The organism is Roseibium sp. AWQ4_254 (genome assembly GCF_056161025.1).
Genome location: NZ_JBSWYH010000004.1, coordinates 18,124 through 44,702, shown reverse-complemented (window position 1 = coordinate 44,702; position 26,579 = coordinate 18,124). Strand labels below are relative to the sequence as shown.

Sequence of the window (26,579 nt, the reverse complement as noted above, 5' to 3'; positions counted from 1 at the left end):
TGCCGCTATGCATCAGCCGGTCCGCTTCAAGCGCAGCATCCCCCAGATCCCGAAGGCGGGACCGATTGCCAGCACGGCAAAGACACCCGGCCAGCCGATCACCCCGGCGCAAAGCGGGGTCAGCTGGACGGTGAAGAAGGTCAGCGCAAAGCCGAGGGCCGTTTGGAAAGTCATCAGGCTGCCGGCCTGATCCGCCGGAGCGTAGTCGGCGACCAGAGCTGAAAATTGAGCCGAATCCGGCAGGATCGCCGCGCCCCACACAAGAGCGCAAAGGACCACCAGCCAGACCGGACCGCCAAAGACGAGCGCCGAGGCGAGGGCGGCGAGGCCGCTGACCACCATGGCAAGAATGGCGATATTGGCCTTGCCCACCCGGTCGGCGACAAGACCGGCCAGAACGCAGGCCACTCCGCCGGACGCGATGGTCAAAAAGGTGGTCAACCGGGCGAGCGTCAGGGCTTCGTCTTCCGGCAGCCGCAGGGCAAAGGAGGCAGCCAGCGCGACGCCGATCCAGGCCCACATGGCATAAAGTTCCCACATATGGCCGAGATAGCCAAAATAGGCATAACGGATCCTGGGATTGGTCCAGGCGCTCAGCACGGCCCGCATCTGCATGCGCGGAGCCTTGGCGTGAAAGGGTCCCAAACGGGTGAAGAGGCACAGTCCCCCGCCAAGAGCTGCGGCCGTCGAGGCGATGGCAAGGCTCCAGCGCCAGTCCGTCCCGCCAAAGAGCGCTAGCAGATGAGGCGCTGCAGAGCCAAAGGTGAGCGCGCCGACCAGGGTGCCCACCAGAAAGCCCCGGTCCCGTTTGCCCCAGCCAACGGCGATCTTCATGCCGACCGGATAGACCCCGGCCAGCAGCGCACCGGTTGCGAACCGGGCCAGAATGGAGACGGCGCCGCCGGGCTCGACCGCCAGAAGGCTGGCATTGAAAACGGCCGCAAGAATGGCGCAGGCGGCAAAGAACCGGCGCGGATCGATCCGGTCTGCCAGTCCGAAGAGGGCGGAGGCGACAGCTCCGGCGACAAAGCCGATCTGAACAGCACTGGAAAGCGCAGCCTGGCGGGCGGCGGAAATTTCGAAGTCGCGGGTCAGGTCCGGCAGGATGGCGGCGGTCAGGAACCAGAGGCTCATGGCTGCAATCTCGGCCAGCATCAATAGGCTCAAGGAGCGCCACTTGCCGGGAAGGCGAAGATGGTCAGGCCCGTCAATCTGCAAGGCCAAGCTCTTTGCGGCGTTTTTGGGTGAGTTTTCCGGCAATGATTTTATGGGCGGCTCTGATATAGGCTCTCAGATCGTCCCCGCTCATGACATCATCCCCTTGCAGTTGCACCCATTTGGCCCGGGCCAGATAGGGGGCTGGCACAATGCCGTCCTGCTGAATCAGCAGCACATAGGACATGTCTGAGCACTTGAAGCCGATGCGCTCGCCCTCGCCCTCGCCCCAGCGCGAGCAAATGGCAAAGATCTTGCCGCCGACCTTCCACACGGAGGCATTGCCCCACTGGATCACATGGGTCGTGGCCGGAAGGGCCCGGCAAAAGGCATCAAAGTCGTTTCGGGTCATCAGGGCGGTGCTGCGGGTCCAAAGGAGGATCAATCAAAGAGCCCGGCCAAACTGGCTGTTTCAAAAAGCGGATGCAAGCCACAAACCATTGAAACCGGATGAAAGCGCGCAGCCAGGCCCGTTGTTTGTGCCGCCGCAGCCTGAGGGCTGTCTGGCGGTGAAGCACATGTTCCGGCAGGTCTTGAGGCCAGAATTCTAGATGGTGTGGATAGAGCATCCGGCGGGGATCGTTCCAGGTGACGCGTTGCGGGTCATCCAAGATTCGACGGTCATACTCGGATTGGTGGGCGCGCTGGCAGGAGCGTCGGCCAAGGCTGAGGGGAAAGATCATGGCACATTCCTTCAAATTTGATTTTCAAGAGGGATTGATGCCAAAATGTCTCATGAAATAGAGTTATCTCTATGTTTTTAAAATGAAAAAGAAATTTCAAAAATGAAACAAAATACGAATTGGGAAGACTTGAGGCTGTTTCTCGCCGTCGCCCGGGCCGGTGGACTGGCGGGCGCAGCACAGGCGGTCGGTGTGAGCGCGGCTACACTCGGGCGGCGGGTGACCGCGCTGGAGCGCTCTTTGGAGACCCGTCTGGTGGAGCGGGAGGCGCGGGGTTACCGTCTGACAGCAGCCGGGCGGGATCTTCTGGACCAGCTTGAAGAGATGGATCAGGCTGCCCGCGCAATTGATCAATGGCGCACCAGTGGCCGCACCCGCCGCAAGACCCGGATTTCGGCCGGGGATTGGACCATGCGGCTCCTGGCCGGCCATGTGGAAGCGTTCTGGTCTCCGGAGGCTGCCTGGCAGCCGGAATTCCTGGCGGATCTGCGAGACCGGAACGTGGCCCGCCGCCAGATCGAGATCGGTGTCCGCAACCGGCGCCCGGCGCAGGAGTGGCTGGCCGGGCAAAAGGTTGGCACGGTCACCTTCGCCGCCTATCAGGCCGCGCATATTCCCGCCTCCGCAGATCTTGGCTGGGCCGGACTGGTGGAAGAAGAGGCCCATGTGCCGAGCGCCCTTTGGCTGAAGGAGCAGCAGGACCAGGAGATAACGGTGAGTGTCAACAAGACGGCCCTGGCTTTGCCCCTGGTGCGCAAGGGGCTGGTGCGCATGGTGCTGCCCTGTTTTGTGGGAGACGCCTTTGAGGACCTGAAGGCAATCAGCGCGCCAATCGCAGCGCTTCAGTCCGAGCGCTGGCTGGTCACCCATCATGATCAGCGCCACGATCCGGAGATCCGCAAGGTGGTCTCAAGCCTGGCAAAATTCCTGAGGCAGGATCCGGCGCTGAATCCGGACCTGTGAGCAAGGTCTGGATAACTATGGGCATGACCCCCATTTTCCGGGGGCGTGTTCACGGGAAATGTGCCCTGTGGAGAGGCGCCTTGAATCAATTTTAACAAGTCGCCATATTTAATGGTGAAGGGAGCCCCTGAAGGGGTCCTGCCCGGACGCCTTTGAAAGGGTCCGGGTGCAAGGTCGCTTCGACAAGGACTTTGAGGATGTCACGCATGTCAGCGTTTTCCAGCCCGTTCATGCTCGGGTTCGACGATATCGAGCGGGTGCTCGACCGGGTCTCCAAGGCCGCCAATGACGGCTATCCGCCCTACAATATCGAGCGGTTGCCAAAGGCCGAAGGCCGCGGCGATGTGATCCGGATCACTCTGGCCGTTGCCGGGTTCACCCGGGAACAGCTTGACGTTTCGGTGGAGGAAAGCCAGCTGGTGATCCGTGGCAGACAGGTGGACGACAAGTCCAGGGAATATCTGCACCGCGGCATTGCCGCCCGGCAGTTTCAGCGGGCCTTTGTCCTGGCCGAAGGCATCGAGATCCTCGGTGCGGACCTGAAAGATGGGCTTTTGTCCATCGACCTCACGCGCCCGGAACCGGAGCGCGTGATCAGAAAGATAGAAATCTCCAGCGGTGAATAAATCCTCGCCGGCCAAACAGAATGGAGAAGACTGATGCACGATCCCAACAGCCCGCAATGGGCAGACCAGACCCGCTTGTCAGAATTCATGTCGGCAGATGAGCTGACCGACCTTGGCACGGGCGACATTGCCTATATCAAACCGATCAAGGCGCGCGACCTGAAAACCATGTTTCCGGATGTGCCGCCTCTGCATGACAATGTAACGCTTTATGCCCTGCAGAATGCGGACGGCACGCCGATCCTCTTGGCCGACAGCCGGGAAGCGGCCGTGGCCAATGCGTTTGAAGCAGAACTGGAAATGGCCTCGCTTCACTAAAGCGATGAGGGGATGAGTGGGCCGTGGCTGCTCAGATCGCTTCTTGCGGCCAAGCCCGCCTGACCAAAACAAGCCCGCTGGCCCTGATCCTCCCGATCCGGGGCGCGGGCTTTTGTGTTTGAGGATTTAGTCCAGCTTCGCCTGCTGGTCTGTCCCCTGGAGACGGGCGGCGCGCAGGGTGGCGATGAGCTGCTCTAATTCCCTGCGGGTGGTGAACCGGTCCTCAATGCAATAGGAGCTTTGGCGCTGGTCTGGTGCGCGGCAAGCCCGGATCAGGGCTTCCAGAGATGTCTCCCCCGTTTGCTGCCCCGTACCGCCTGATATCCTTGGCAGGAATTTTTTGAGGAACGCCGTTGTGTCTGACTGCACCACAATAACGGTATCCCATGCGGGGATCACGAACAGAGCCTGATTGCCCAGTCCCCAGCCCCAATAGGTGCCCGGGGGCAAGCCTTCCTTGGGTCCGGGCAACCACCAAAGGTCCGAGTGGCCCCATCTGAGATCGGTCCTGCCAGTTTTGCTATAGATACGCCCAATCCGCGCGATCCAGGCGGCTGGCACGATCTGATGGCCATTTCTCTTGCCCTTGTTCAGATAAATTTGGCCAAATGTTGCCAGATCCCGGGCGGACATTTTGAAGGCTGCGGCGCGATGTTCCGAGCGGTGCGGTTCGCTGATATAGGCAACATTTGCAAGGGAAAAATCCTGCATTCCAGCCGGTTTGGCAATGCCCTGCAGAAAGGCTTGCGCGATGGTCAGACCGGTGCATTTTTCAAAAATGGTCGTCAGGGCATTATAGTCCCAATTGTTATAGGCCCAAACTGTGCCCGGGCGCTGCGCCTCCTTGCCCAAGCGGCGCTCTTTCTGGGCCGTCAAACCGGCTTCTGCTGCTGCGGGATGGTTGATACCGGATCGGCTCTCGAGCAATTGTTCAACCTGTGCTGTTTGTTGCAGATCCGACAGCGGAGTCGGCGCATCATTGATCTTAAGCGCTCGTAAGCTGGCATGGAGCGGGATGCGCCCGTGTTCCGGGCAGGCGGCCTGATCCGGCTGCGCTTGCCTCTCCTGCTTCGGTTCATCACTGGCAAATTGACCGATCAGGGCGCTCAGGAAGACCTTCCGGATGGAATGGACATCATATTGGGCCGAAAGATCCCCAAAACTTCCCACCATCTGGCCACCGGTCACGATCAACAGACTGTCCGTGCTCAGGGTGGCCGCATAGCCAAAGACCGCATCAAGACCTTCGGGCTTCCAGCCCAGAGCCTGGCTTTGAGCCGCAGGCAGCCGGGATATAGTCAGCGTCCGGGCGGGCCATTGATAGCTGCTGCCAAGACTTCCAATGCCACGCTCTCCGGTCGCCAGTAAATAGGCGAGGATGCTCCCGGCACCTGTCAACAAGACACAAAGGGCCAGCAACAGAGGCTTCGTCATGAGCCGGCCTCAAGAGCATCTCCAGAACGGGTTCGGGACGGGCGCAAGATGCCCGGCTGCAACAGACGGTAATGCAGTCTGGCATAGCGGGCCAGATAGCCCAAAGTCCGCTGCAAGGCAGCCAGCAGCACCCAACCGCCACCGATGCTGAGCAACAAAAAACCCAAACTCCGCGCCAGCAGATAAAGCATTGTTCCCTCGGACGGATCAGCCCTGCCGGACAGGAGACCGAGCAATGTGCCAAGGCCGATCAGACCGAACAGGGACAGGAGGAAGAACAGGATCAACGCACCTGCACCAAGACCCAACAGGACAGGCAGAAGGATCACAATGTCGGCCGCAGCCAGACCGCACAAAGCCAGCGCTGCTTTCCAGAAATTGGCAGGGCTGTGATGCTGTTCCCAGCGGCGCAATCCCATCTCGGCGCGCAGTTCCTGTGCCAGCCGCTCCGGGTCGCCATGAGCGGCCAGCACGTCGTCTATTTCCCGCCCTTCCGCCAGGGCTTCGTTAAAATAGGCCTGATAATCAGCGAGGATCTCCTCGCGCTCGCCCGCAGACATATCCCCCAGACCGTGCCTCAAGGTCTCAAGAAAGACCTGTTGTGGCATGTGTTGTCGCATCGGGGCTTGTCGTGTCATGGCATATCTCCAAGAATCCCATTAACGCCGGTCATGAAGGCCTTCCAGCCCTGTTTCTGTCTTTCAAGCTCCTGATGCCCGGTGTCGGTCAGTCGATAATATTTGCGTGACGGACCAGTGCTGGTTTCCACCAGCCGGGAGGCTACATGCCCATCCTTTTGCAGCCTGCGCAGAAGCGGATAGATGGTGCTTTCACCAATCCCGACCCCCTCGGAAAGGCTGCTTGAAATCTCATAGCCATAGCTTTCCTTGCGCGCGAGCATCGCCAACACGCAAAGCTGGAGGGCCCCCTTTCTGAGCTGGATCTGGGAGCTGTCCCCGTGTCTGCCATGGGCCATCTCTGCCGCATTGTTTGTCATACATTACCATGTAATAAAAGGTACTATGTATTGCAAGGTTTTATGTTGCCAAAGCCTTAGAGGCGGATGCGCTCCACTCCGGTGTCGCCATCCGAGAAGCCGGTATCAGTCGTTTTGGCGGGGGGCATTGTTGCTGCATTTTGCGCGCGACCAGCTTCGCTTGGGCCTGGAACAGAAACTCAGGCCGAAGCTAACGGGAGGTGTGTGCTTTGCGAGCGCTAGGTTTCGCTTTTGTCTGGTAAGTGAGTTGTAACCAAGGCCTCGCAGCAGCGCTCAGCCCCGTGTGCCGGTATTGCCGCTCGTTGAAAACCGCTCGCGGTACTGTTTCGGCGTGAGCGAGAAGCGCCGGGTGAAGACCTTCCGCATCTGTTCGTCGGAGGCGAAACCGGCTTCAAACGCGATTGATTTCATCGGTAAAGACGTGTCCAGAAGCAGACTCACAGCCTTTTCGCACCGGGCGCTTTCGACAAATTGTGCCGGTGTCAGCCCTGTTTCCTTTTGAAACAGCCTGGAGAAATTGCGCACGCTCATGCCGCTGCGTTTCGCAAGCGCATCGGCTGTCAGAGGATGGTCAAGATTGCCGAAAACCCAGGTTTGAATGTCCCGGATGCCGGTTGAAGAGGTCATCTGGCTGGTCAGGGCGGCACTGAATTGCGACTGACCGCCGGGCCGCTTCAGGTAGATGACAAGATCCCGGGCCACACTGAGGGCAAGGTCATGCCCGAAGTCCTGTTCGACAAAGGCAAGGGTCAAATCAATCGCCGCGCTAACCCCTGCCGAGGTCCAAAGATTGCCGTCCTGGATGAAAATCGCATCCGGCTCGACCTGCACATCCGGAAAACGCCGGCGTAAAAGCGCGGCAACGCTCCAATGCGTTGTCGCGCGGCGGCCCGCCAGATGGCCGCTGGCTGCCAGAAAAAAGCTGCCGGAACAAAAAGCGGCGAACCGGCTGGCAGCGGGGGCGTGGTCCCGGCACCATCCGACGATCTCCGGGTGATTGCACAAGGCCGTTTCAATATCAGGCGCCCCGGTCACCATAACGGTTGCACATGGGGTGTCCGGCAGGGGCGCCGCCGCTTTAAGCGCAATCAGCGTGTCAGATGGGATCATGCCTTGCGTGGGGGCCGTGAGGGCAATGTCATAGCGGCGCGGGTCGCCCCGCTCTTCAAGATGGCGGTTGGCATAGGTGAGCACATTGATCGGCCCCACGGCTTCCATCGACTTGAAACCGGGATAGATGACAATCTGCACCGGCAGAACGTTTGAGGAGGGGGACAGTCTGCGCATGCTCGGATCCGTGGCCTTTGCCGGAAGACCGGTATTTTGGCCGGAATCGTCCGTATGGAAACATTCTTCAAGAGAGGGGATAGTTATAAGGTAACGCTCCAATCATCAAGCATTCGAAGAAGAAGGAGTGTTCCATGAAAACGCGTGCTGCTATCGCGTGGGAGCCGAACCGCCCCCTGGAAATCGAGGAAATTGACCTGGAAGGCCCGAAGGACGGTGAGGTTCTGGTCCGGATCGTCACGACAAGCCTGTGCCACACGGATGTCTTCACCCTGTCGGGCAAGGACCCGGAAGGCCTCTTTCCTGCGGTGCTGGGCCATGAGGGCTGCGGTGTGGTCGAGGAAGTTGGCAAAGGCGTGACGTCCGTCAAGCCTGGTGACCATGTCATTCCGCTTTATATTCCCGAAGACCCGAACTGTCCCTACATCAAGTCCGGCAAGACCAATTTGTGCCAGACGATCCGCGAGACGCAGGGCCGGGGCGTTATGCCCGACGGCACATCCCGCTTTTCCTACAAGGGCAAGATGATCCATCACTATATGGGCACCAGCACCTTCAGCGAATATACGGTCCTGCCGGAAATCTCCGTTGCCAAAATCTCCATGGATGCGCCTTTGGCCAAGGCGAGCGTTATGGGCTGTGCCATTCCCACCGGCATGGGCGCAGTGCGTAACACCGCGAAAGTGGAAGCAGGTGCCACGGTGGCCGTGTTCGGTCTCGGGGCGGTCGGTATGGCCGTCATCCAGGGCGCCAAAATGGCTGGAGCCGGGCGGATCATCGGCATCGATACCAACCCGAACAAATTCGTTCTCGCTCAAAGCCTGGGCGCAACCGAATGCGTCAACCCGGGGGATTTTTCCCAGCCGATGCAAGAGGTCATCGTTGAGATGACAAATGGCGGCGTGGATTATGCGTTCGAGTGTATCGGCAATGTCAATGTGATGCGCTCGGCGCTCGAGAGCTGCCATAAAGGCTGGGGCGAGTGTACGGTGATCGGTGTGGCCGGAGCCGGAGAGGAAATCGCCACACGCCCCTTCCAGCTGGTGACCGGCCGGGTCTGGAGAGGCTCCGCATTTGGCGGCGTTCTGGGCCGCAGCCAGCTACCGGGCATGGTGGATGAGTGGCTGCGCGGGGATTTCGACGTGGATCCCTATATTACCCACAACATGACCCACGACCAGATCAACACCGCCTTTGATCTGCTCAATGCCGGCAAGTCGATCCGCTCCGTCGTGCATTTCCAGCCCGACCAGACCATGCGCGTGAACAATTTGCCCGGCGTGATCGTTCCCACCTGACGCTCCGGCCGTTCGTGCTGCTGAAGCGAGCCTCTTCAGCAGCACCGCAACGGCGCTGGCAGCACTGGATGGTCAGGGGAACTGCTTATAGAAAACTGCCGGATTTGGTGTTGACCTTCCAGTGAGTGGAGCCCCTATTTGAGGGAGCATGCATGAACAAATCCTGGTCCCGTCAATGTCCTCGCAAAACACCCTGTCCCTTTCCCTTCAAGGTCTGTCCTGCGCCTCTTGCGCCGGGCGCGTTGAGCGGGGGCTCTCCGCGCTGGATGGGGTCGCGCAGGCGGCCGTCAATCTCGCGGCTGAGCGGGTTCACGTCACGTTTGCCAATGGGGACGGACAGGGAGCCGGGACCGGGGCGGTGATCGCCAAACTTGATGATCTCGGCTATCCGGCGCGCACAAAAACCGTCCTGTTGTCCCTTCAAGGCCTTTCCTGCGCCTCCTGTGCCGGCCGCGTGACCCGGGCCCTTGAAGCCGTGCCCGGAACGGTCTGGGTTTCCGTCAATCTTGCTGCAGATACGGCCAGCGTGACGTACGCCGAAGGGGCCGTGACGCCGGACGCGCTGTTGCAGGCCTCTGCCTTGGCCGGATATCCGGCAATGCTGGCCGATGCAGGCACAGCCCGTGACCAGGGCGCACGCAAGCAGGAGGAGGCGCAGATCCTGTTGCACAAGACGGTTCTTGCAGCGCTGCTGGCAGTGCCGGTTTTTGTCCTTGAAATGGGTGGTCACGCCGTTCCTGCCCTGCACCATTGGCTAGACGCGGCAGTGGGGCAGCAGAGCCTTTGGGGCCTGCAATTCATCCTGACCAGTCTTGTTCTGATTGGACCTGGGCGGCAGTTCTATACCAAGGGGCTCTCGGCGCTCGCAAAAGGCGCGCCGGACATGAATAGCCTGGTGGCTGTCGGCACGGGCGCTGCCTTCCTCTATTCCCTTGTGGCAACTTTCCTGCCCGCACTGATCCCCGCGGATGTGCGGGCGGTCTATTTTGAAGCGGCCGCAGTGATCGTGGTGCTGGTGCTGCTCGGGCGGTTTCTGGAAGCCCGGGCCAAAGGGCGCACCGGGGCGGCCATTCAAAGGCTGCTCGGCCTTCAGGTAAAGACGGCGCGGGTCCTGCGGGACGGCAAGACGGTTGAGGTGCCGGTCGAGATGCTGGCAACCGGCGACACCATCGTTGTGCGCCCGGGGGAGCGTATTGCCGTGGATGGGGATGTGGTGGACGGCGCCTCCCATGTTGATGAAAGCATGATCACCGGAGAGCCGGTGCCAGTGAAGAAGGCTGAGGGCGCGCAGGTCACCGGCGGCACGGTCAACGGACCGGGCAGCCTGGACATCAGGGCCACCCGCGTGGGGGCGGCGACAACGCTGTCGCAGATCATCCGCATGGTTGAGCAAGCCCAGGGGGCGAAGCTGCCGATCCAGGGGCTGGTTGACCGGATCACCTTGTGGTTCGTGCCTGCCGTCATGTCGGTGGCCGTGCTGACGGTGGCTGTCTGGCTGGCTGTTGGTCCGGAGCCTGCGGCAACGCTGGCACTTGTGGCGGGCGTCTCTGTGCTCATCATCGCCTGCCCCTGCGCCATGGGGCTGGCAACGCCCACCTCGATTATGGTGGGCACGGGGCGGGCGGCGGAAATGGGCGTGTTGTTCCGGAAGGGCGATGCGCTGCAGCAGCTGGCCCAGGTCGGCCTTGTTGCGCTCGACAAGACCGGGACGCTGACCGAAGGCCGCCCGGACTTGACTGACATGGTTCTGGCCGAGGGCTGTGACCGCAAGACCGTCCTGCAGCTGGCCGCTTCCGTTGAAAGCCGGTCGGAACATCCCATGGCCGAGGCGATCCTGCGCGCAGCTTCTGCGGACGCAGGCCCGCCTCTGACTGCCCAGAATTTTGATGCGGTGCCCGGACAGGGTGTCAAGGCCGAGGTGGCGGGACAGCAGGTTCTGGTCGGTTCCGGCCGGTTTATGGCTGAAAAGGACATTGCAACAGACAGCTTGCAAAGCCAGGAAGAGGCGCTTGCGCGGAAGGGCCGGACGGCGCTCTATGTGGCGGTGGACAGGCGGGCCGCCGCTGTTCTGGGCATTGCCGATCCGGTCAAACCGTCCAGCAAGGCGGCCATTTCCGCCCTCAAGGCCAAGGGGTTGAAGGTTGCCATGATCACCGGCGACAAGCAGGAGACGGCGGAGGTCATCGCGGCAGAAACGGGCATCGACACGGTCGTGGCCGGGGTGCTGCCCGAAGGCAAGGTCGCCGCTCTCAACACGTTGCGCGGTGCTGGCGGCAAGGTCGCCTTTGTTGGCGACGGTATCAATGATGCCCCCGCTCTGGCGAGCGCGGATGTCGGCATCGCAATCGGCACGGGAACGGATGTTGCAATTGACGCAGCCGATATTGTGCTGATGTCGGGGGACCTGCGCGGTGTCGTCAATGCCCATGAGGTGTCAAGGCGCACCATGCGCAACATCAGGGAAAACCTCTTCTGGGCCTTTGCCTATAACACTGCCCTGATCCCCGTGGCAGCTGGCGTCTTATTTCCTGCCCTTGGCGTGCTGCTGTCGCCGGTTCTGGCCGCCGGGGCCATGGCGCTGTCCTCTGTCTTTGTTCTGGCGAATGCCTTGCGCCTCCGCCGCCTTCAGCCGTCCATGGACGAGGAGGCGGCTGCAGTTCCACCCGCTCAGCTGCCGTTTCCAGCTGCTGCAGAATGATGCGGGAGGCCCGGGTCGTTGTCACGAGTGCAGAGGCTTTGCTCAAAAGGGACTGAAACTAAACGTCATCTGGAAGGATTATTTCCCATGGGGCCCACTGGAACTGCTCGGCAAAACCATCACTAGGCATGGGAACAGCAGTCGCCACCGCAGTTTCGCCTTACGCCTTCGCATTTTGGAGCAGTGTAGATGCCAGGGCTCCTTCTGCCATGACTTCGCGTGCCTGCGACGTGCCATCAACACCAGCAATGAGAATATTGTCCAATGGCTTTCCAGCACTCTTGAAAGCGTTGATTGCACCGATGGCCAGGTTTGGCCGTATGTTGTTGTATGTCCATAGCCTGCGTGTTGCGTGATCCTGGGCCTCATCGATCGTTTTGAAGATGTACAGCGCGAGCCTTTCATCGCGGACGGTTCGGTTGTCGCGTTCGATATTGTGCGTTCTGTTGCGGTTTACCAGGCAGGATGTCTTCCAAGCCGATCCAACGTTTTGAAGCCCATATTTGCAGGTCGGCACTGACGTTGTCCGGACCATTGTCTCCCCTGATGTTCAAGGGCTGTCCGCGCCATTCGATGATCCACTCGAGCGTGCGGATACCCGAAGGGCCGCAATGGAAATGGTCACTTCAATACCCTGGCCTTTCCTGATCGCTGCCCCCCCAAAAAAAAACCTGACCGAAAATTCACTTGAAGATCCTCTTCATACATGTCATTCAAATAATCAGTTGAATGTGAGAATGAGCTATGCCGAGCGAAGACGATCTCCCGGACTGTGGGCACAGCAGCCATGACACACACGCTGCCGCCGCTGTGCCTGAGCAAGCGACGGTGGAGCAGGCGGCGATGATGCTGCGGGCGGCAGGGGAGGCGGCGCGGCTGCGGATCCTGTTGCGGCTGGCTGATGGAGAGCGCTGCGTGACGGAACTGGCGGAAGAGGAAAACGAAAAGATCGCCAATGTCTCCGCCCGGCTGAAGCAGCTCCATGCGGCCCGGCTTGTGACGCGCCGCCGGGAGGCCAAACACATCTACTACGCCCTGGCAGATGAGCATGTGGTGCATCTCTTGCGCGACATTCTGGATCATGCGGCGGAAAGCACATCCTGAGTGAGACACGAGGAAAGAAGGAAAGACGCCATGTCCGGCAAGACACCGACCCATAAGGACCACCCCCATGTGCATGGCCCGGCCTGCGGCCACACGGCTGTGCGCCACGGCGACCATGTCGACTACCTCCATGACGGCCACCTGCATCATCAGTCAGGTGACACGGTGGAAGAGCATGTCATTGAAGTGTCCGACGCCAATCCAGAGGGCTGCGCGCCGGTGGCCTCTGACCATCTCGGCCATGAGCCGGGCCATGTCCACGGCCCGGGCTGCGGACATGAGGCTGTGCCCCATGGCGGGCATATCTGCTATCTGGTCAACGGCCGCTTGCACCACCCCCATGACGGGCATTGCGACGATCACGGTCCGCTGGACCTCGCCTGATCGCGCGGGGTCGCAAGGGCCTTTTGACAAAAACGGCGCCAGGCAAAGCGTTTTCCTGGCGCTGTTTTTTTTGGGGGGCGGCGAGCCTAGAGCATCGTGCGATAAGTCTGCACCATTTGACCGGATCTGCTTTGTCTGCTGAGGAGGCGGATCGCGCGCCGTGGTGTTTCCCACCACAAGTGCGATCCAACGATGTCAGCGGGCAAAGCAGACCGGCCCCTGGGGTGATGGAAAGCAGCCCGTCGGCAGCGTTGCGTCGCTTGCCCGATACACCGCATCGCGCTGCGCGAAGCGCCTTGCCGAAGGATCTGCTTTCCAGCATCAAATGGTGCAGACTTATCGCACGATGCTCTAGCCCAAAAGCCATTTCCAGAGCCTGCCGCGTTCATCCGGATGCAAGCTGTTGTGCCTTTTGCGTTGAAATCTTTGATTTCAGGCAGCGAAAGCGGCTTGGTCTAGGTGAGCACCTTGTCCCGGATGTCTTTCGGTGTTTCGTCCAAGATGCCGTGGGCCGGCGGAGGGCTGGCGTCAGGCGCAGGAGGAGGGTTTTTGTCCGGACTGGACACAGGCGCGGCGTCCTTGGGCGGCGCGGAGACCGCAGGTGGTTTGCGCCAGGGCTGGCCCTTGTACCAGGCGACCACATAGGCCACCGCAATCAGCGCCAGGAACCCGCCCACATTGGTCAGAAGCTGGGCGCCCCACTCGCCGCGCGCCCAGGCCATGTCGCGCAGAATGGCAGCGGCCTGGGCAATCACCAGGCTGGCCATGAAGACGGCGAGCGACTGCTGGCCCACCTTCTGCACGATGCGCACGAACTGGCCCCAGACAGCACCATGGCCAAGCAGGCGTTTGCCATGTTCTCCGGCAGCGACCCAGGCAACATAGGCCAGGGCGAGAAAGTGGACATAGCGCAGGAGGCCGAATTCTGTCTTGATCCAAAGCGGCTTGATGGCCTCCCGGATCTCGCGGGCCCACACCACATCATAGTAAAATTCGCCATAAACCCGGAAATAGGCAAAGGGCACGGTGACCAGCACAAGGGCCAGGGCAGCCAGAACCAGCGGCCAGCTGACAGGCGGGGCGGGGATCCAGCCGCGCATGAAGGCAAAGCCGGTGAAAAACAGCATCTGCCAGGCAAAGGGATTGAAGAACCATTTGCGATGCTCGCCACTGGAATTGAGCCAGGGCTCGGCCATCAGATCGAGCCAGCCGAACTGGGCGGCAAACCAGAGCCCGAAGGAGAGCACAAACGCGGCGGGAATAGAGGCCCGGGCCACCAGCATCAGCACCGGGATCAGGGCCAGGATCACCAGATACATGGGCAGGATGTCGAAATAATTCGGCACCCAGGTCAGCGTCAGAATGCCGGGCAGGGCGACGGCAGTGTTGTCATAAAGATGGCGCAGGTTGAGCGAATTGACATAGTCTTCGCTCAAGCCGCAACAGGAACTCAGAAAGCCGCTGTCGGTCACCAGCACCAGCCCGACCGCAATCACCAGAAACTGGCCGATATGGGCCCAGTAAACCTGCCAGATACGGTGCAGGATGCGGGCGGCCCCCATGCCCCAGCCATGCTGGTCGAACACCTTGCCAAAGGCGAGGGCCGAGGCCATGCCGGAGCAGAAGACAAAGATTTCCGTGGCATCTGAAAAGCCAAACCTGGCTGGGATCCACAGGGTCCACCAATTGGACGGCACATGGGCCACATAGATGATGAACATGCCGAGACCGCGAAAGAAATCGAGACGCGGGTCGCGCGGGCGCTTTGCTTGAGAGTGTATATTCACGGCTATTCCAGAAAATATGAGATCGGTCCGGTGTCGCCGAAAATTATGCTGAATTTGCGGCGCGCAGGTTCTCGTCCTCCATCACCTGCTCGGCCCGGCGCATCCGGGTGCAGAGCTCCAGCCGCTGCTCGGCGAACCGGTCCAGCGCCCCCCGCTTGCGGCTGCGGTCCTTGACCAGCCGCTCCGCGTCCTGGGACAGTCCGGCGCGCAGGGCCGCGTCAATGGTGATCCGCTCAAAGACATCGCGCTGGGCATGGGAGCCGCCCACGGTGTGCAGGGCTCCCCGCGCCGAGGCCAGCAGGGAAAAGGCCGAGGCGTAGTTGCCCTTCCGGTATTGTTCCAGGCCCAGGCCTGTGGGCAGGCCCGCTTCGGCGGACACCCGGCCGAGATCCGTTTCGTGCTGCGCCCGTGTTTTCAGCCCGCTCAGCAGCCGCTCCGTGCCCAGGCGGCGGCCGCCATTCAGCAGCGCCAGCAGATAGTGCAGATCGGCAAAAACATTGCTGCCATCTTCGGCCCGCTTGTCGGACAGAAGCGCGATTTCCTCCCAGCGGGCACCGACATCAACCCCTTCCAGCTCCAGGCGCACCAGAAGCGAGGCCGCGTTGGAAATGTCCCGGTAGTCATCCGTCTTGTCTTTGCGAATATCGGCATCATACAGCGCCAGCGCCTTGTCGGCCTGCCCCTGGTCCAGATACATGAGCGCCAGATGCCACCACACATGATAGCCGAAATTGTTGCAATGGGCCCAGCCCTCCGGCCGGGTTTCCAGCCAGCCGGCGCCTTCCTCCGAGCGGCCGGTCATGTCATGAACATGGGCCACCGCATGAAGGCCCCAGGCATCGTCTGCGGCAAACTCCAGTCCCTTGCGGCCCGAGGCTTCCGCCTGGCGGTAGTCGCCGGTCTCCTCCAGCGCAAAGGCGTGGCAGCCGAGCAGATAGCCATAGGCCGGGTGGCTTTCCCCGTAGGCAGGGGCGACGCGCTCGATGGACTGGCGCATCCCGGCCGCATCGCCGAGCACGAAGCGGATCGCATGCACCAGTTTCATGATCAGCGCATCCTGGGGCGAGCGGGCCAGTTCTGCATCCAGCAGGTCGGCGGCGCGGCTCGGGAACCCTTTGAGCCAGGCGGCCAGAGCCTCCAGCACCGCCTGCTCGCGGGCCGTGATTGGGGTGTGGCGCGCAGATTCCGTGGCAATCGCCAGACACTCGGAGGCGGTCGCAATCAGTTCCTTTCGGCCAAGGAGCAGGCAGAATAGGCCGCGCGCGCCATGGGCAAGGGCAAAGTCCGGGGCCCGGTCCAGGCAGGTTTCCAGATGTTGCGGCGTGGTTTTGCCGTGGGACAGGAATGCGCGCACTGTCAGGTTCCAGGCGGCCAGAGCCACATTGTCCACTAGGGTCACGTCATATCCGAACTGGTCACTAAGGCGCATGTTCTGCCTTTCAAATAAACGCAGCGGCAGATTGGCGGCGCCGCCTTTAAAAGATGCTGGCGGGCTCTGCGGCTAATAATAAGGTCTGTGGTAAAAATCCGCAGCCTTCTCATGAACTGCAAAACACAAAAAGGTGTTGGCAATGTGTAGAGGTCTGCCCCACCCTTGCCGTAACACTCATGTCGCTGCAGGTATTCGACTGTGAAGAGGGGCCCGTTTGCGGAGCAAGCCGGAAACGTCAACGCGGCCAGCAGCTTGGCGAAAGAATGCGAAAGAGTTGAGACCGATGGAAGCTCCCCGCTCCGGACCCCAGATCACCGTAACTGTGCTGGCCGCTGTCCTTCTGGGCCTGATCGCGCTCGGGGCCTACGGGCATGCGGGCCTGCGGCAGGTGGCGGCGGTCCTGATCGGGGCGGTGGCCGGGGTGTCGCTCTATCATGCCAGCTTTGGCTTCACCTCCGCCTGGCGCCGCATCGTCACAGAGCGGCGGGGGGCGGGGCTGCGGGCGCAGTTCGTGCTGATCCTGCTCACCAGCGTTGTCTCTTTTCCGCTGATTGCCTGGGGCAGCCAGCTGGGCTGGCCGGCGGGCGGCTTTGTCTTTCCTTTCGGCGTTGCGGCAGCCCTCGGGGCTTTCATGTTCGGCATCGGCATGCAACTGGGCGGCGGCTGTGGCTCCGGCACGCTGTTCACCGCTGGCGGCGGCTCAACCCGCATGATGGTCACCCTGGCCGCGTTCATTTTGGGCTCCGTTCTGGCAACCGCGCATTTTCACCTGTGGGCCCGCCTGCCCAAACTGCCACCCGTGTCCCTGATCCATGAATTCGGGCCCCATGGGGCGTTCCTGCTGACAGCCCTGGTGCTGGGAGGGCTGACCTATCTGACCATCCATCTGGAACGGACCGCCCATGGGACCCTGGCGGTGCCCCGGCCGACAGGGTCCATACTGACCGGGCCCTGGTCGCCTCTTCTGGGAGCGGTCATGCTGGCCTTTGTGGGCATCGCCACCTTTGTGGTCGTCGGCCACCCCTGGGGCATCACATCTGCCTTTGCCCTTTGGGGGGCAAAGGCCTTTGCGGCACTGGGCCTGCCGGTCGACACCTGGCCTTACTGGACCTGGCAGCGCAGCAGTCTGGAAAATTCCGTGCTGCGGGACACAACATCGGTGATGGATTTCGGTCTCATGCTGGGCGCCATGCTGGCCGCCGCGCTGGCGGGGCGCTTTACGCCGCGCTGGTGTCTAACCCGGCAGGACATGCTCACCGCCATTGCGGGCGGGCTGCTCATGGGCTATGGCGCCCGGCTCGCCTATGGCTGCAATATCGGCGCCTATCTCGGCGGTCTTGTGTCCGGCTCGCTTCACGGCTGGCTGTGGCTGGCCTTCGGTTTTCTTGGCAGCGTTTTCGGCACCCGTTTGCGCCAGCGGCTGCAAATCGGGGGATCAGCTTAAGTTCCGTAAGGTCAAGGACTTGAGGCGTCCCGCCCGGTACGATCTGTTGCATCCCGGACACAGATGGCACTTGCCGGAAGCTGAGGCGGCTCAGCGCGCAGAATTTTCTTGAGATGCCACATTTCAGTGGCCAGACTGAAACGGTCGTAAACAGCTGAAAGGAGGTGTGCCCATGTCTAGTGAGTATCGCAACGTGGCCCGGAAATCTGGGTGGAATGGAACGGTGCTGGAGCAGCCTCTGGAATCGAACGGTTTCACCGGGATCTGATCCGGACCTTCCGGGTCACGTCGATCTCATGGGAGGGCCGCTTAGCGGCCCTCTTTCTTTTTGGGATTTGGCAAGACCCGCTGGCCGGTCCTCAGATCAGTCCGACCGCCTTGCGCACCGCTTCATCGCGCAAGGAGCAATCAATGCCCCTGTAGGCGTCTCCGGCCGGGGTCGACAGCCAGCAGATCGCCTCGGCGACCCACTCGGCGGGAATATGGACGGACGGGTCAAGCTGGCTCACCGGATTGATGCCGGACGCCTTGATATCCACCTGCATCTGGGTCGCAACGGTTCCAGGGCTGAGCCCGACCACGCGGATGCCCTTGCCGCCGAATTCCTTGTCGCCGCAGCGGGTCAGGGAAAGCGCTGCCGCCTTGGATGCGCAATACTGGCTCCAGCCTTCCAGCGCGCCGGTGGCAGCTCCGGAAATGATATTGATAATCGTGCCCGCGCCCTGGGCCAGCATGTGGGGCGCCGCGGCCCGCATGCCGTGATAGACGCCCTTTACGTTGATATCGATGACCTGGCCCCAGGCCTCCGGGTCCGAGGACTCGATCCGGGAGATCGGCTCAATCACCCCGGCATTGTTGACCAGAATATCGAGGCTGCCAAAGGTCCCGATAGCCGTTTGTACCGCAGCTTCCACAGCGCTGTAGGTGGCCACATCACAGGCCAGCGCGACAGCTTCGCCGCCGCTGTCCCGGATCTCTGCGGCAATGCGCTCAATCGCCCCGCTGGAGCGGGCCGCCAGAACAACCTTGGCACCATATTTGGCAAAACTGCGCGCCGCTGCTGCGCCAATCCCGCGGCTGGCGCCGGTGATCAGAGCGGTTTTTCCGGACACATCAAACATTCATTCTCTCCAATCCAAAGGGGATGTTCGCATCCCGCTGTACTGAGCTTGGTATTCACCCATCTGCCTTGGTCGTAACCGGTGCGGCGCTGCGAATAAAGAGGCCCCTTGCTGCTGGGTCATGCAGGACGTACACGGAAGGGAGCGGCAGGCAACGTGAGGGGCTGCCGGAAAGCAGCGGGAGTGGTCTTCCGCAAGACGTACAGTATGTGAGTTGAGGAGGGAACAGCAATGGCGGGGCAGATCTGATGGCGGCGGAACGGTCAGCGCTGCGCAGCTTCCTGCGACAAGTGTATTTCGGTCATTCGGTGGGCGCACGTGTTTTCCGCTTCGGTCTTCTGGCGTTCGATCTCATCACCATCGGGTACTTCATCGCGTCTTCGGTTCTCGATCCAGACAGGCATTTTCACACGCTGGATTATGTGATTGCAGGGGTGCTGACGCTGGATTATGTCGCCCGGCTGATCGCCGCAGCCCGTCCCAGCCGATATCTGTTCAGCTTCACTTCCCTGGCCGATCTGGTGGTGATCGCCTCGCTGGTGGCCCCGGCCTTCCTGGAGAATTTTGCGTTTCTGCGCGTGGTCAGAATGCTGCGCCTGATGCGGTCCTATCACCTGCTCAAGGAATTGCGTGAGGCGTCGGAATGGTTCCGCCGCAACGAGGACATCCTGCAATCGGCGGTCAATCTGGTGGTGTTCATTTTCGTGGTGACCGCCATTGTCTTTGTGGTCGAGGATGACCGGAACCCCAACATCAACACCTATCTGGATGCGCTCTATTTCACGGTGACCACCCTGACCACCACCGGCTTTGGCGATATCACCATGACTGACAGTGTCGGGCGGCTGATGACGGTGCTGATCATGATTTTTGGCGTGGCCCTGTTCCTGCGGCTGGTCCAGACGATCTTCCGGCCCGCCAAGGCCCATGTGGTGTGCCCGGATTGCGGCCTGCGCCGTCATGATACGGATGCGGTCCATTGCAAACATTGCGGGCGGGTGCTGAACATTCCCACTGAAGGGGCCTGGGAATAGGACCTGGGTCCGTTGAGGCTCTCTTCTTCGCTGTGCCACTCGCCGAGTTGTGATCGCCCCGGTCTGGACAAACGGTGGCAAAGCCCGTTCTGTCGGGCGGCCCGCCCGGTTGTTCGGCGGGCCTGATCAGGCAAAGGAGCAGGACATGCGTTTGAAGACATGGTCACTGGCCGCAGCAGTGGCGCTTCTGGTCCTTGGGCTGGTCACGGGACCTTTGCAGGCGATGGAGGCGGCCGGTTGCGGCGAGGACACAGCCTGCAGTCTCAGCGGCGGTGACTACTACATCCACCTGCCGGAAACCTGGGCCGCATCTTCTGCGCGCGGTGCGATCTTCTTCCTGCATGGCCACCGGGGCAAGGCGGTCAATGCCATCCGCAACCAGAGCTTCCGCAAGATGGCCGATGAGCTCGGTGTTGCGCTCGTCGCGGTGCAAGGGGTACAGGGCACCTGGTCCTTTCCCACTGCACCGGAGCATTTGCGCAACGAGCCGCAATTTTTTGACGCGGTCCTTGCAGATCTGGAGAAGCGCTTCGGGATCGGCCGGACCCGCACACTCCTGTCAGGGTTTTCCTCCGGCGCATTCATGACCTGGTATCTGGCCTGTGACGACTCCCGCCGGTTTGCGGGATTTGCGCCGATTTCGGGAGCCTTTTGGGAACCGCTGCCGGAGAGCTGCCCGACCGGTGCGCCCTATCTGTTTCATGTGCATGGCACCAGCGATAAGGTGGTGCCGCTGGCCGGGCGCTGGCTGGGCGGACACAGGTGGAAACAGGGCGATGTTTACAAGAGTTTCGACGTCTGGCGCCGCCAGACCGGCCTGATCGCCACGCCACCGGAGACCTATCAGGACGGCGGTTTGAGCTGTGAACGATGGGTGCCGGAAAACGGTATGCTGGAGCTATGCCTGCATCAGGGTGGCCACAGCGTGGACGCCAAATGGATCCGGCGGGCCTGGACCAAACTCGGTGCGCTGAAGGGCTGGGTCCCGAAAAGCTGACAATCTGCCAATCCGTCCGTCGCCTGAAAGGGCCCCGGGCCATCATCTGAAAGGGTTTGTGTGTCACATTCCTCTGCCGCGCCTGGAGCGCTTTCCGGGCTTGTCGTACTGGACCTGTCGCGCATTCTGGCCGGTCCGACCTGTTCCCAGGTCCTTGGAGACCTTGGAGCGGAGGTCCTCAAGATCGAACGTCCGGGCCGGGGGGATGATACGCGCGGCTGGGGACCGCCCTTCCTCAAGGATGGCACCGGCGCGGAGACCGGCGAAAGCGCCTATTATCTTTCTTCAAACCGCAATAAGGCATCCGTTGCCATTGATCTTGCCAGTCAAGAGGGCCAGGCGCTGATCTCGGATCTGGCTGCACGGGCCGATATCCTTCTGGAGAATTTCAAGGTCGGCGACCTGAAGCGCCGGGGGCTAGATTATGTCACGCTGAAGAACCGCAATCCGGGACTGATCTATTGTTCCATTTCCGGTTTTGGTCAGACGGGCCCCTATGCCCACCGGCCCGGATATGACTTTCTGATCCAGGGCATGGGAGGGATCATGTCGCTGACCGGCTTTGCCGATGAGGCGGGTGGAACGGAAACCAAATGCGGGGTCGGCATCGCCGATGTCATGTGCGGCATGTATGCGGCGGTCTCCATTCTGGCAGCACTCACGCACCGCCACAAAACAGGTGAAGGCCAGCATGTCGACATCTCTCTTCTGGACGCCCAGGTCTCCTGGCTGATCAATCAGGGTGTGGGCTATCTTGTCTCCGGGGAGGTGCCTGGCCGTCTCGGCAATGGCCATCCAACCATCGTTCCTTATGAAACTTTTCCGGCCTCCGACCGGTCCTTCATTCTGGCGGTGGGCAATGACGGTCAGTTCCGCGCCTTCTGCGCAGTTGCCGGGGCGCCCGGCCTTGCAGACGATCCGCTTTTTGCCAAAAACGCTGACCGGGTGCGCAACCGGCAGAAGCTCGTGCCGCTGATCCGGCGCCTGACCATTGAGCGCAGTGCGGCAGACTGGATCAAAAGACTGGAACAGGCCGGTGTGCCCTGCGGTCCGGTGAATGATCTTGGCCAGGTGTTTGCCGATCCGCAGGTGCGCGCCCGGGAGATGCAGATCACGCTGCCGCATCCACTCAGCGGTACCGTGGATCTGATCGGCTCGCCCATCAATCTGGAAAAAACGCCCGTGCGCTATGACAAGGCTCCGCCACTTCTCGGCGCTGATACTGCCGATGTCCTGACGCGCCATCTGGGCCTGACGGAGGCTGAGCTGACCGGCCTTGCCGAGCGCGGGATCGTGGATCTGGGAGCTTAAAATCCGCCCTCACATGCTGGAGACGGCTTTTCAGGACGTGAGGCGAAAGCACCGCGTGAAAACCGGGAGCCGCACGCATGTGGTGCTGGACCCGCGCAGTCCCTTGCGCCTATGTTGCACTCGCGAAAAGAAGAAATTGCCCCCGGCTGGAACCGGAGGGCAGGGAGGCTGCAAGATGATCATCTGCCGGACGAAGGCGGAGATGCGCAACACCGTGCAAAGCTGGCAAAGGGCGGGCGGGACGGTCGCCCTTGTGCCCACAATGGGCTATTTGCATGAGGGCCATTTAAGTCTTGTGCGCATGGCCCGCACCAGGGCGGACCGGGTGGTGGCCAGTATTTTCGTCAATCCGGCGCAGTTCGGTCCGAACGAGGATCTGAGCACCTATCCGCGCGACGAGGCGCGCGATTTAGAGCTGTTGAAGGCGGAGGGGGCAGATGCCGTGTTCCTGCCTCCCGTTGAGGAAATGTACCGGCCGGGCGGCGGCACGTTTGTTGAGGTGCCGGAGCTGTCCGGCATTCTTCAGGGGGCCCTGCGGCCCGGGCATTTCCGCGGGGTCGCGACGGTCGTAACCAAACTCTTCAACATTGTGACCCCGGATTGCGCGGTCTTCGGCGAGAAGGATTACCAGCAGCTGACACTGATCCGGCAGATGGTGCAGGATCTGGACATGCGGCTTGAGATTATCGGCCATCCGACCGTGCGTGAACCGGACGGGCTTGCCATGTCCTCCCGCAATGTGCGCCTGTCGGAGGCACATCGCAAGGAGGCAGCCGTTTTGAACCGGGCCCTGAACCGTGCGCGGTGCCTTGCGGAGACCGGGCAGACGGTTGCGGATCTGGCTGAGGCGGTGCGCGCGGACCTGAATACGGCGCCGTCCGCACGGGTGGAAAGCGTTGACATCTGCGATGCAAGGACACTTGAAGAGCTCTCCGGCCCCCTGGACCGCCCGGCTGTGGTGCTGCTGGCCGTCCGCTTTGGCGGTGTTCTGCTGATTGACCAGCGTGTCCTGGCCCCGCCCCCGGATCTGGCCCCAAACCTTCCCTTGGCGCCGGCCACGTGAACGGGCCGGTTTTTCCCTTCAGATAAGGAAGACGCATGAGCGCGCAAGCCCCCCTCCGCCGCATGACGGCCCCCCAGATTGCCAGGCGCAAAGGCGGGGAGCCGATTGTCTCCCTGACCTCCTACCACGCACATACGGCTGCCATTGTCGACAGCCACGCGGATTTCATTCTGGTGGGCGACAGCCTTGGCATGGTGATGCATGGCATGGATTCCACGGTCGGCGTGTCTCTGGAGCTGATGATCATGCATGGCAAGGCAGTGGTGCGCGGTACGAAGCGCGCGCTTGTTGTCGTTGACATGCCCTTCGGCACCTATGAGGAAAGCCCGTCCGCCGCCTTCCGAAACGCGGCGCGGGTGATGAAGGAGACCCAGTGCGGAGCGGTCAAGCTGGAGGGCGGCACGCGCATGGCGGAGACGATCCGGTTCTTGAGCGAGCGCGGCATACCGGTGATGGCGCATATCGGCCTGACCCCGCAATCGGTGCATGTCATGGGCGGTTTCAAGACCCAGGGACGCCAGGAAGGCGATTGGGACCAGCATGTTGAGGATGCGGTGGCCGTGAGCGAGGCCGGGGCCTTTGCGGTGGTTCTGGAAGGGATGGTGGAACCGCTGGCGGCCCGTATCACGAAAGAAATCCCGATCCCGACCATCGGTATCGGCGCCTCGGCGCAGTGCGACGGCCAGATCCTGGTGCTGGAGGACATGCTGGGCCTCAACCCCGCGCCGCCGAAATTCGTCAAGGTCTATGGTGATCTCGGCGGGCAGATCGAAGCGGCGGTCAAGGCCTATGCGCAAGAGGTGAAGGACCGGAGCTTCCCGGGCGCTGATCAGGTGTATCAGCTGGCCCGGAAAGACTAAGTACAAAGCTGGCGAAAACGGAGCCTTTATTTGAATGTAAATAAACGCCCGATTTGCGGCTGCACATCCGTGTGTCAGGGCTTATCTTAGCGGCCATGCTGATGACCAGACCCAGTTTCGACACGCTTTACGACGCCCTGCTCAACCGGGACCCCTCCTATGACGGGCGCATGTTTGTCTGTGTGGCGACCACGGGTATCTTCTGTCGGCTCACTTGTCCGGCACGCAAACCGAAACCGGAAAACTGCACCTTTCAGGAGACGGTGGCTGCCTGTCTGGAGGCAGGCTTCCGCCCTTGCAAGCGCTGCAAGCCGACGACACCGGAAGCGAGCGCCGATCCTGTGATTGCCTCGCTGGTACAAGCTTTGGAGGCGCGGCCCGGATACCGCTGGGGCGAGCCGGATCTGGTGCGCAGGGGGCTGGACCCGTCCACCGTGCGGCGGGCGTTCAAGCGCCAGTTCGGCATGACCTTTCTGGAAATGGCCCGCCAGCGCCGCCTGCAGGATGGTTTTTCCGCGCTGGCCGATGGCGGCAAGGTGATCGATGCGCAGATCACGGCCGGGTTCAATTCGCCAAGCGCCTTCCGTGCAGCGTTTTCCAAAGCCCTTGGGCAGGCTCCGGGCACGTTTTCCCAGGATCCGCTTTTGGTTGCGGATTGGGTGCCGTCCCCCCTCGGGCCTCTGGTTGCCGTCACCGACGCCTCCCGGCTGCACCTGCTGGAGTTTCTTGACCGCAAGGCGCTTCCGGCGGAGGTCCGGAAACTGAACGGCTTTGCGAAAGGCCGGATCGGGTTTGGCCGGACAGCTGTCACCGACCAGATCCAGGAGGAACTGGACCGGTTTTTCAAAGGGCAGTCTGCGGGGTTTCAGACCAAACTTGCGCTGCATGGCACCGCCTTTACCCGGGATGTCTGGCGGGCTCTGATGGACATTCCTGCGGGGCAAACAAAAAGCTATTCCGACCTCGCCCGGACGCTCGGCAGACCGGAGGCCGTGCGGGCGGTTGCGCGGGCCAATGGCGCCAACCAGATCGCCATTGTCGTACCCTGTCACAGGATCCTCGGGGCTGATGGTTCTCTGACCGGCTATGGCGGCGGGCTCTGGCGCAAGCAGCGCCTGATCGAGGTCGAACAGGGCTACCGAACCTGATCCAAACCGGTTTGCTGTTGTGGGTCGCAGGAGCTGTTTTATTGATTTTTATGGCTTTTTTACTTCAAGGTTGAAATGTTCGTGCTGGTCTTGAAGCAAAAAATCCCAAAGGTCTTGCACCGGATGATTGAAATTTTAACTTTCCTCCCCTAATTTCCTTTCATTGAAAGACCATCATTCCGGTCAAGGACCGGGCGTCGGGAGGTCGATATGACCCGTGATGATTTTGTTCGTGAATTCCGGAACCGCAGTGGCACCTGGCAGGCTCTTGCCGGGGTGTATGCGCTTCTTGTCGGATTAATGGCTCTGACCGGCTACATGATTACGGGTTGAGCCCTATAACCTTTGATGTGAAACGTGCCGCTGGCCTGGAAAGGTGCCTTTCGGGGCGCTTTGACGTGTTTTGGCCAGGGGCTGATTGCACTTTTTTAAAACGTATTCGGAGCGGAAATATATGCAGAAAAAAGCACCCAACCTGTTTGTGAGAACACTGGGGCTAGGCATCTTGGGCACCGGCGGGGTTGCCTTTGCGTCTGCCCTTGCAGCCTCAGATATTGCCGGGGCTGTGTCCGACGAGGTGATTGCCGGGCAGCGGACAGCCCTCGCAGCCGCGACAGCAGGGCAGGGCTTCGGCCCCCAGGCGCCGCGGGATCTGGCGTCTTCTCAAGGCAACAATCTGCGCTCCTTTGGCCGGGCGCCTGCCAGCGCAGAGATGAACCTTTGCAATATCCATTTTCATGAAAACGCTGAGCACAGGGGCGGCCAGTTCACGACCTTCGCCGGCAATGGCGATGGCAAAGGCTACGGTACCGGCTTCAAATATGACGGCAGCCTGAGCGATGCGGAACTGGCGCCGCTGGCCCAGCCGGTCGGATCAAGCGATCATGGTGATCTTGAGCCGGGCGATACGATCGAAATCCACTTCGTCTTCTCCTCCGCGCAGATCACGCCGGGCCCGTCTCTGGGGGCCTGTATCAGCAAGTCGATTGCCAATCCGCAGCTGCGGGTGGAGGCCGTTGTCGCGGTTCTGGTGAACGATCCGCAGGCGGCCGATTTCCAGGACATGGCCAAGGTGGAAAAGATTGGCGATCTGTATCAGGCCGTGAACATTCCTGCAGATCTGGGCACGCCAGTCAGTTATTCCGGCTCGACCACGGGTCCCAGCTACAACGAGAAAGGCTCGCCGTTCCAGGTCTCCTGGAATGTACGGCCGAATGTGGTGAAGCTCGACATCAACTCGGTCGGTGCCTGGCTCTCCGACAATCAGTTTGACGAAAAATACGCCCATGGGGTGCGCAATCTGGTCGTCAATCCGGATCTGCTGTCGCCAATCACCAACTAAAGCGCTTCCCATTCATGGCGGGCAACCTGATGT

25 protein-coding genes and 1 pseudogene are annotated in these 26,579 nt (G+C 61.3%); 16 read left to right on the top strand and 10 right to left on the bottom strand.

Features of this window, described 5'->3' with window-relative positions; translation table 11 throughout:
• Positions 1-12: 12 nt before the first annotated feature.
• On the bottom strand, positions 13-1,218 hold the full coding sequence (locus ACXAIC_RS04125) for an MFS transporter (protein ID WP_475173938.1): 1,206 nt from the start codon (positions 1,216-1,218) through the stop codon (positions 13-15).
• Positions 1,208-1,567, bottom strand: coding sequence for an MmcQ/YjbR family DNA-binding protein (locus ACXAIC_RS04120; protein WP_475173936.1), 360 nt, complete (start codon positions 1,565-1,567; stop codon positions 1,208-1,210). Before ACXAIC_RS04120 ends, ACXAIC_RS04125 begins: the two co-directional genes overlap by 11 nt.
• A gap of 433 nt (positions 1,568-2,000) precedes the next feature.
• On the opposite strand from ACXAIC_RS04120, the gene ACXAIC_RS04115 reads away from it, so the two are divergent.
• The 3 genes from ACXAIC_RS04115 to ACXAIC_RS04105 all read left to right on the top strand — a co-directional run bounded on the left by ACXAIC_RS04115 (position 2,001) and on the right by ACXAIC_RS04105 (position 3,805).
• On the top strand, positions 2,001-2,861 hold the full coding sequence (locus ACXAIC_RS04115) for a LysR family transcriptional regulator (RefSeq protein ID WP_475173934.1): 861 nt from the start codon (positions 2,001-2,003) through the stop codon (positions 2,859-2,861).
• 197 nt (positions 2,862-3,058) lie between these two features.
• Positions 3,059-3,487, top strand: coding sequence for an Hsp20 family protein (locus ACXAIC_RS04110; protein ID WP_475173931.1), 429 nt, complete (start codon positions 3,059-3,061; stop codon positions 3,485-3,487).
• 33 nt (positions 3,488-3,520) lie between these two features.
• Positions 3,521-3,805, top strand: a complete 285-nt coding sequence (locus ACXAIC_RS04105; protein ID WP_475173930.1) for a BQ00720 family protein — start codon at positions 3,521-3,523, stop codon at positions 3,803-3,805.
• A 126-nt stretch (positions 3,806-3,931) separates the two neighbouring features.
• On the opposite strand, the gene ACXAIC_RS04100 is transcribed toward ACXAIC_RS04105, so the two are convergent.
• From ACXAIC_RS04100 to ACXAIC_RS04085, 4 genes are all read right to left on the bottom strand, one after another.
• Positions 3,932-5,239 carry a serine hydrolase domain-containing protein gene (locus ACXAIC_RS04100; RefSeq protein WP_475173929.1) on the bottom strand — a complete coding sequence of 436 codons (1,308 nt, stop codon included), beginning with the start codon at positions 5,237-5,239 and terminating at the stop codon, positions 3,932-3,934.
• Entirely contained in the window at positions 5,236-5,877 is a 642-nt protein-coding gene (locus ACXAIC_RS04095; RefSeq protein ID WP_475173928.1) for a DUF1700 domain-containing protein, read from the bottom strand. Before ACXAIC_RS04095 ends, ACXAIC_RS04100 begins: the two co-directional genes overlap by 4 nt.
• Positions 5,874-6,236 (bottom strand): PadR family transcriptional regulator, encoded by a 363-nt coding sequence (locus tag ACXAIC_RS04090; protein ID WP_475173927.1) that lies wholly within the window; start codon positions 6,234-6,236, stop codon positions 5,874-5,876. Before ACXAIC_RS04090 ends, ACXAIC_RS04095 begins: the two co-directional genes overlap by 4 nt.
• Positions 6,237-6,509: 273 nt before the next feature.
• The gene (locus ACXAIC_RS04085; RefSeq protein WP_475173926.1) at positions 6,510-7,523 is read right to left on the bottom strand and encodes a GlxA family transcriptional regulator; all 1,014 of its coding nucleotides are present in this window, start codon (positions 7,521-7,523) and stop codon (positions 6,510-6,512) included.
• Positions 7,524-7,657: 134 nt separating this feature from the next.
• Between ACXAIC_RS04085 and ACXAIC_RS04080 the strand changes: the two genes are divergently transcribed.
• The gene (locus ACXAIC_RS04080; RefSeq protein ID WP_475173925.1) at positions 7,658-8,821 is read left to right on the top strand and encodes an S-(hydroxymethyl)glutathione dehydrogenase/class III alcohol dehydrogenase; all 1,164 of its coding nucleotides are present in this window, start codon (positions 7,658-7,660) and stop codon (positions 8,819-8,821) included.
• Positions 8,822-8,996: 175 nt separating this feature from the next.
• Positions 8,997-11,519: a heavy metal translocating P-type ATPase gene (locus tag ACXAIC_RS04075; protein ID WP_475173924.1), complete on the top strand. Its 2,523-nt coding sequence runs from the start codon at positions 8,997-8,999 to the stop codon at positions 11,517-11,519.
• 292 nt (positions 11,520-11,811) lie between these two features.
• Here the strand turns inward: ACXAIC_RS04075 and ACXAIC_RS04070 are convergent.
• Positions 11,812-12,165 (bottom strand): annotated as a pseudogene (locus ACXAIC_RS04070) (integrase core domain-containing protein); the annotation flags it as partial.
• A 98-nt stretch (positions 12,166-12,263) separates the two neighbouring features.
• On the opposite strand from ACXAIC_RS04070, the gene ACXAIC_RS04065 reads away from it, so the two are divergent.
• Positions 12,264-12,623 carry an ArsR/SmtB family transcription factor gene (locus ACXAIC_RS04065; protein WP_475173923.1) on the top strand — a complete coding sequence of 120 codons (360 nt, stop codon included), beginning with the start codon at positions 12,264-12,266 and terminating at the stop codon, positions 12,621-12,623.
• 30 nt (positions 12,624-12,653) lie between these two features.
• Positions 12,654-13,007: a hypothetical protein gene (locus tag ACXAIC_RS04060; RefSeq protein ID WP_475173922.1), complete on the top strand. Its 354-nt coding sequence runs from the start codon at positions 12,654-12,656 to the stop codon at positions 13,005-13,007.
• Between the two features lie 455 nt (positions 13,008-13,462).
• Here ACXAIC_RS04060 and ACXAIC_RS04055 read toward each other — a convergent pair whose 3' ends face one another.
• Together ACXAIC_RS04055 and ACXAIC_RS04050 are read right to left on the bottom strand one after the other, a co-directional pair.
• Entirely contained in the window at positions 13,463-14,788 is a 1,326-nt protein-coding gene (locus ACXAIC_RS04055; RefSeq protein WP_475174220.1) for an OpgC family protein, read from the bottom strand.
• A 49-nt stretch (positions 14,789-14,837) separates the two neighbouring features.
• Complete coding sequence (locus tag ACXAIC_RS04050; RefSeq protein ID WP_475173919.1) at positions 14,838-16,223, bottom strand: tetratricopeptide repeat protein; 1,386 nt, start codon at positions 16,221-16,223, stop codon at positions 14,838-14,840.
• A gap of 286 nt (positions 16,224-16,509) precedes the next feature.
• On the opposite strand from ACXAIC_RS04050, the gene ACXAIC_RS04045 reads away from it, so the two are divergent.
• Positions 16,510-17,670 (top strand): YeeE/YedE family protein, encoded by a 1,161-nt coding sequence (locus ACXAIC_RS04045; RefSeq protein ID WP_475173916.1) that lies wholly within the window; start codon positions 16,510-16,512, stop codon positions 17,668-17,670.
• 359 nt (positions 17,671-18,029) lie between these two features.
• Here the strand turns inward: ACXAIC_RS04045 and ACXAIC_RS04040 are convergent, their stop codons facing one another.
• A complete protein-coding gene (locus ACXAIC_RS04040) occupies positions 18,030-18,791 on the bottom strand; it encodes an SDR family oxidoreductase (protein WP_475173914.1) in 762 nt (253 codons plus the stop codon).
• Positions 18,792-19,039: 248 nt separating this feature from the next.
• On the opposite strand from ACXAIC_RS04040, the gene ACXAIC_RS04035 reads away from it, so the two are divergent.
• The 8 genes from ACXAIC_RS04035 (at position 19,040) to ACXAIC_RS04000 (ending at position 26,546) form a co-directional block, all read left to right on the top strand.
• Positions 19,040-19,825: an ion transporter gene (locus ACXAIC_RS04035; protein ID WP_475173912.1), complete on the top strand. Its 786-nt coding sequence runs from the start codon at positions 19,040-19,042 to the stop codon at positions 19,823-19,825.
• Between the two features lie 145 nt (positions 19,826-19,970).
• Complete coding sequence (locus ACXAIC_RS04030; RefSeq protein WP_475173911.1) at positions 19,971-20,822, top strand: CE1 family esterase; 852 nt, start codon at positions 19,971-19,973, stop codon at positions 20,820-20,822.
• A gap of 60 nt (positions 20,823-20,882) precedes the next feature.
• Complete coding sequence (locus ACXAIC_RS04025) at positions 20,883-22,133, top strand: CaiB/BaiF CoA transferase family protein (protein WP_475173909.1); 1,251 nt, start codon at positions 20,883-20,885, stop codon at positions 22,131-22,133.
• Positions 22,134-22,308: 175 nt separating this feature from the next.
• Positions 22,309-23,196, top strand: coding sequence for a pantoate--beta-alanine ligase (panC, locus tag ACXAIC_RS04020; protein WP_475173907.1), 888 nt, complete (start codon positions 22,309-22,311; stop codon positions 23,194-23,196).
• Positions 23,197-23,231: 35 nt separating this feature from the next.
• Complete coding sequence (panB, locus tag ACXAIC_RS04015; RefSeq protein WP_475173906.1) at positions 23,232-24,056, top strand: 3-methyl-2-oxobutanoate hydroxymethyltransferase; 825 nt, start codon at positions 23,232-23,234, stop codon at positions 24,054-24,056.
• Between the two features lie 95 nt (positions 24,057-24,151).
• Positions 24,152-25,204 (top strand): bifunctional transcriptional activator/DNA repair enzyme AdaA, encoded by a 1,053-nt coding sequence (locus ACXAIC_RS04010; RefSeq protein ID WP_475173904.1) that lies wholly within the window; start codon positions 24,152-24,154, stop codon positions 25,202-25,204.
• A gap of 210 nt (positions 25,205-25,414) precedes the next feature.
• Entirely contained in the window at positions 25,415-25,537 is a 123-nt protein-coding gene (locus tag ACXAIC_RS04005; RefSeq protein WP_475173902.1) for a hypothetical protein, read from the top strand.
• A gap of 121 nt (positions 25,538-25,658) precedes the next feature.
• The gene (locus ACXAIC_RS04000; protein WP_475173897.1) at positions 25,659-26,546 is read left to right on the top strand and encodes a delta-class carbonic anhydrase; all 888 of its coding nucleotides are present in this window, start codon (positions 25,659-25,661) and stop codon (positions 26,544-26,546) included.
• The last annotated feature ends 33 nt before the right edge of the window (positions 26,547-26,579 follow it).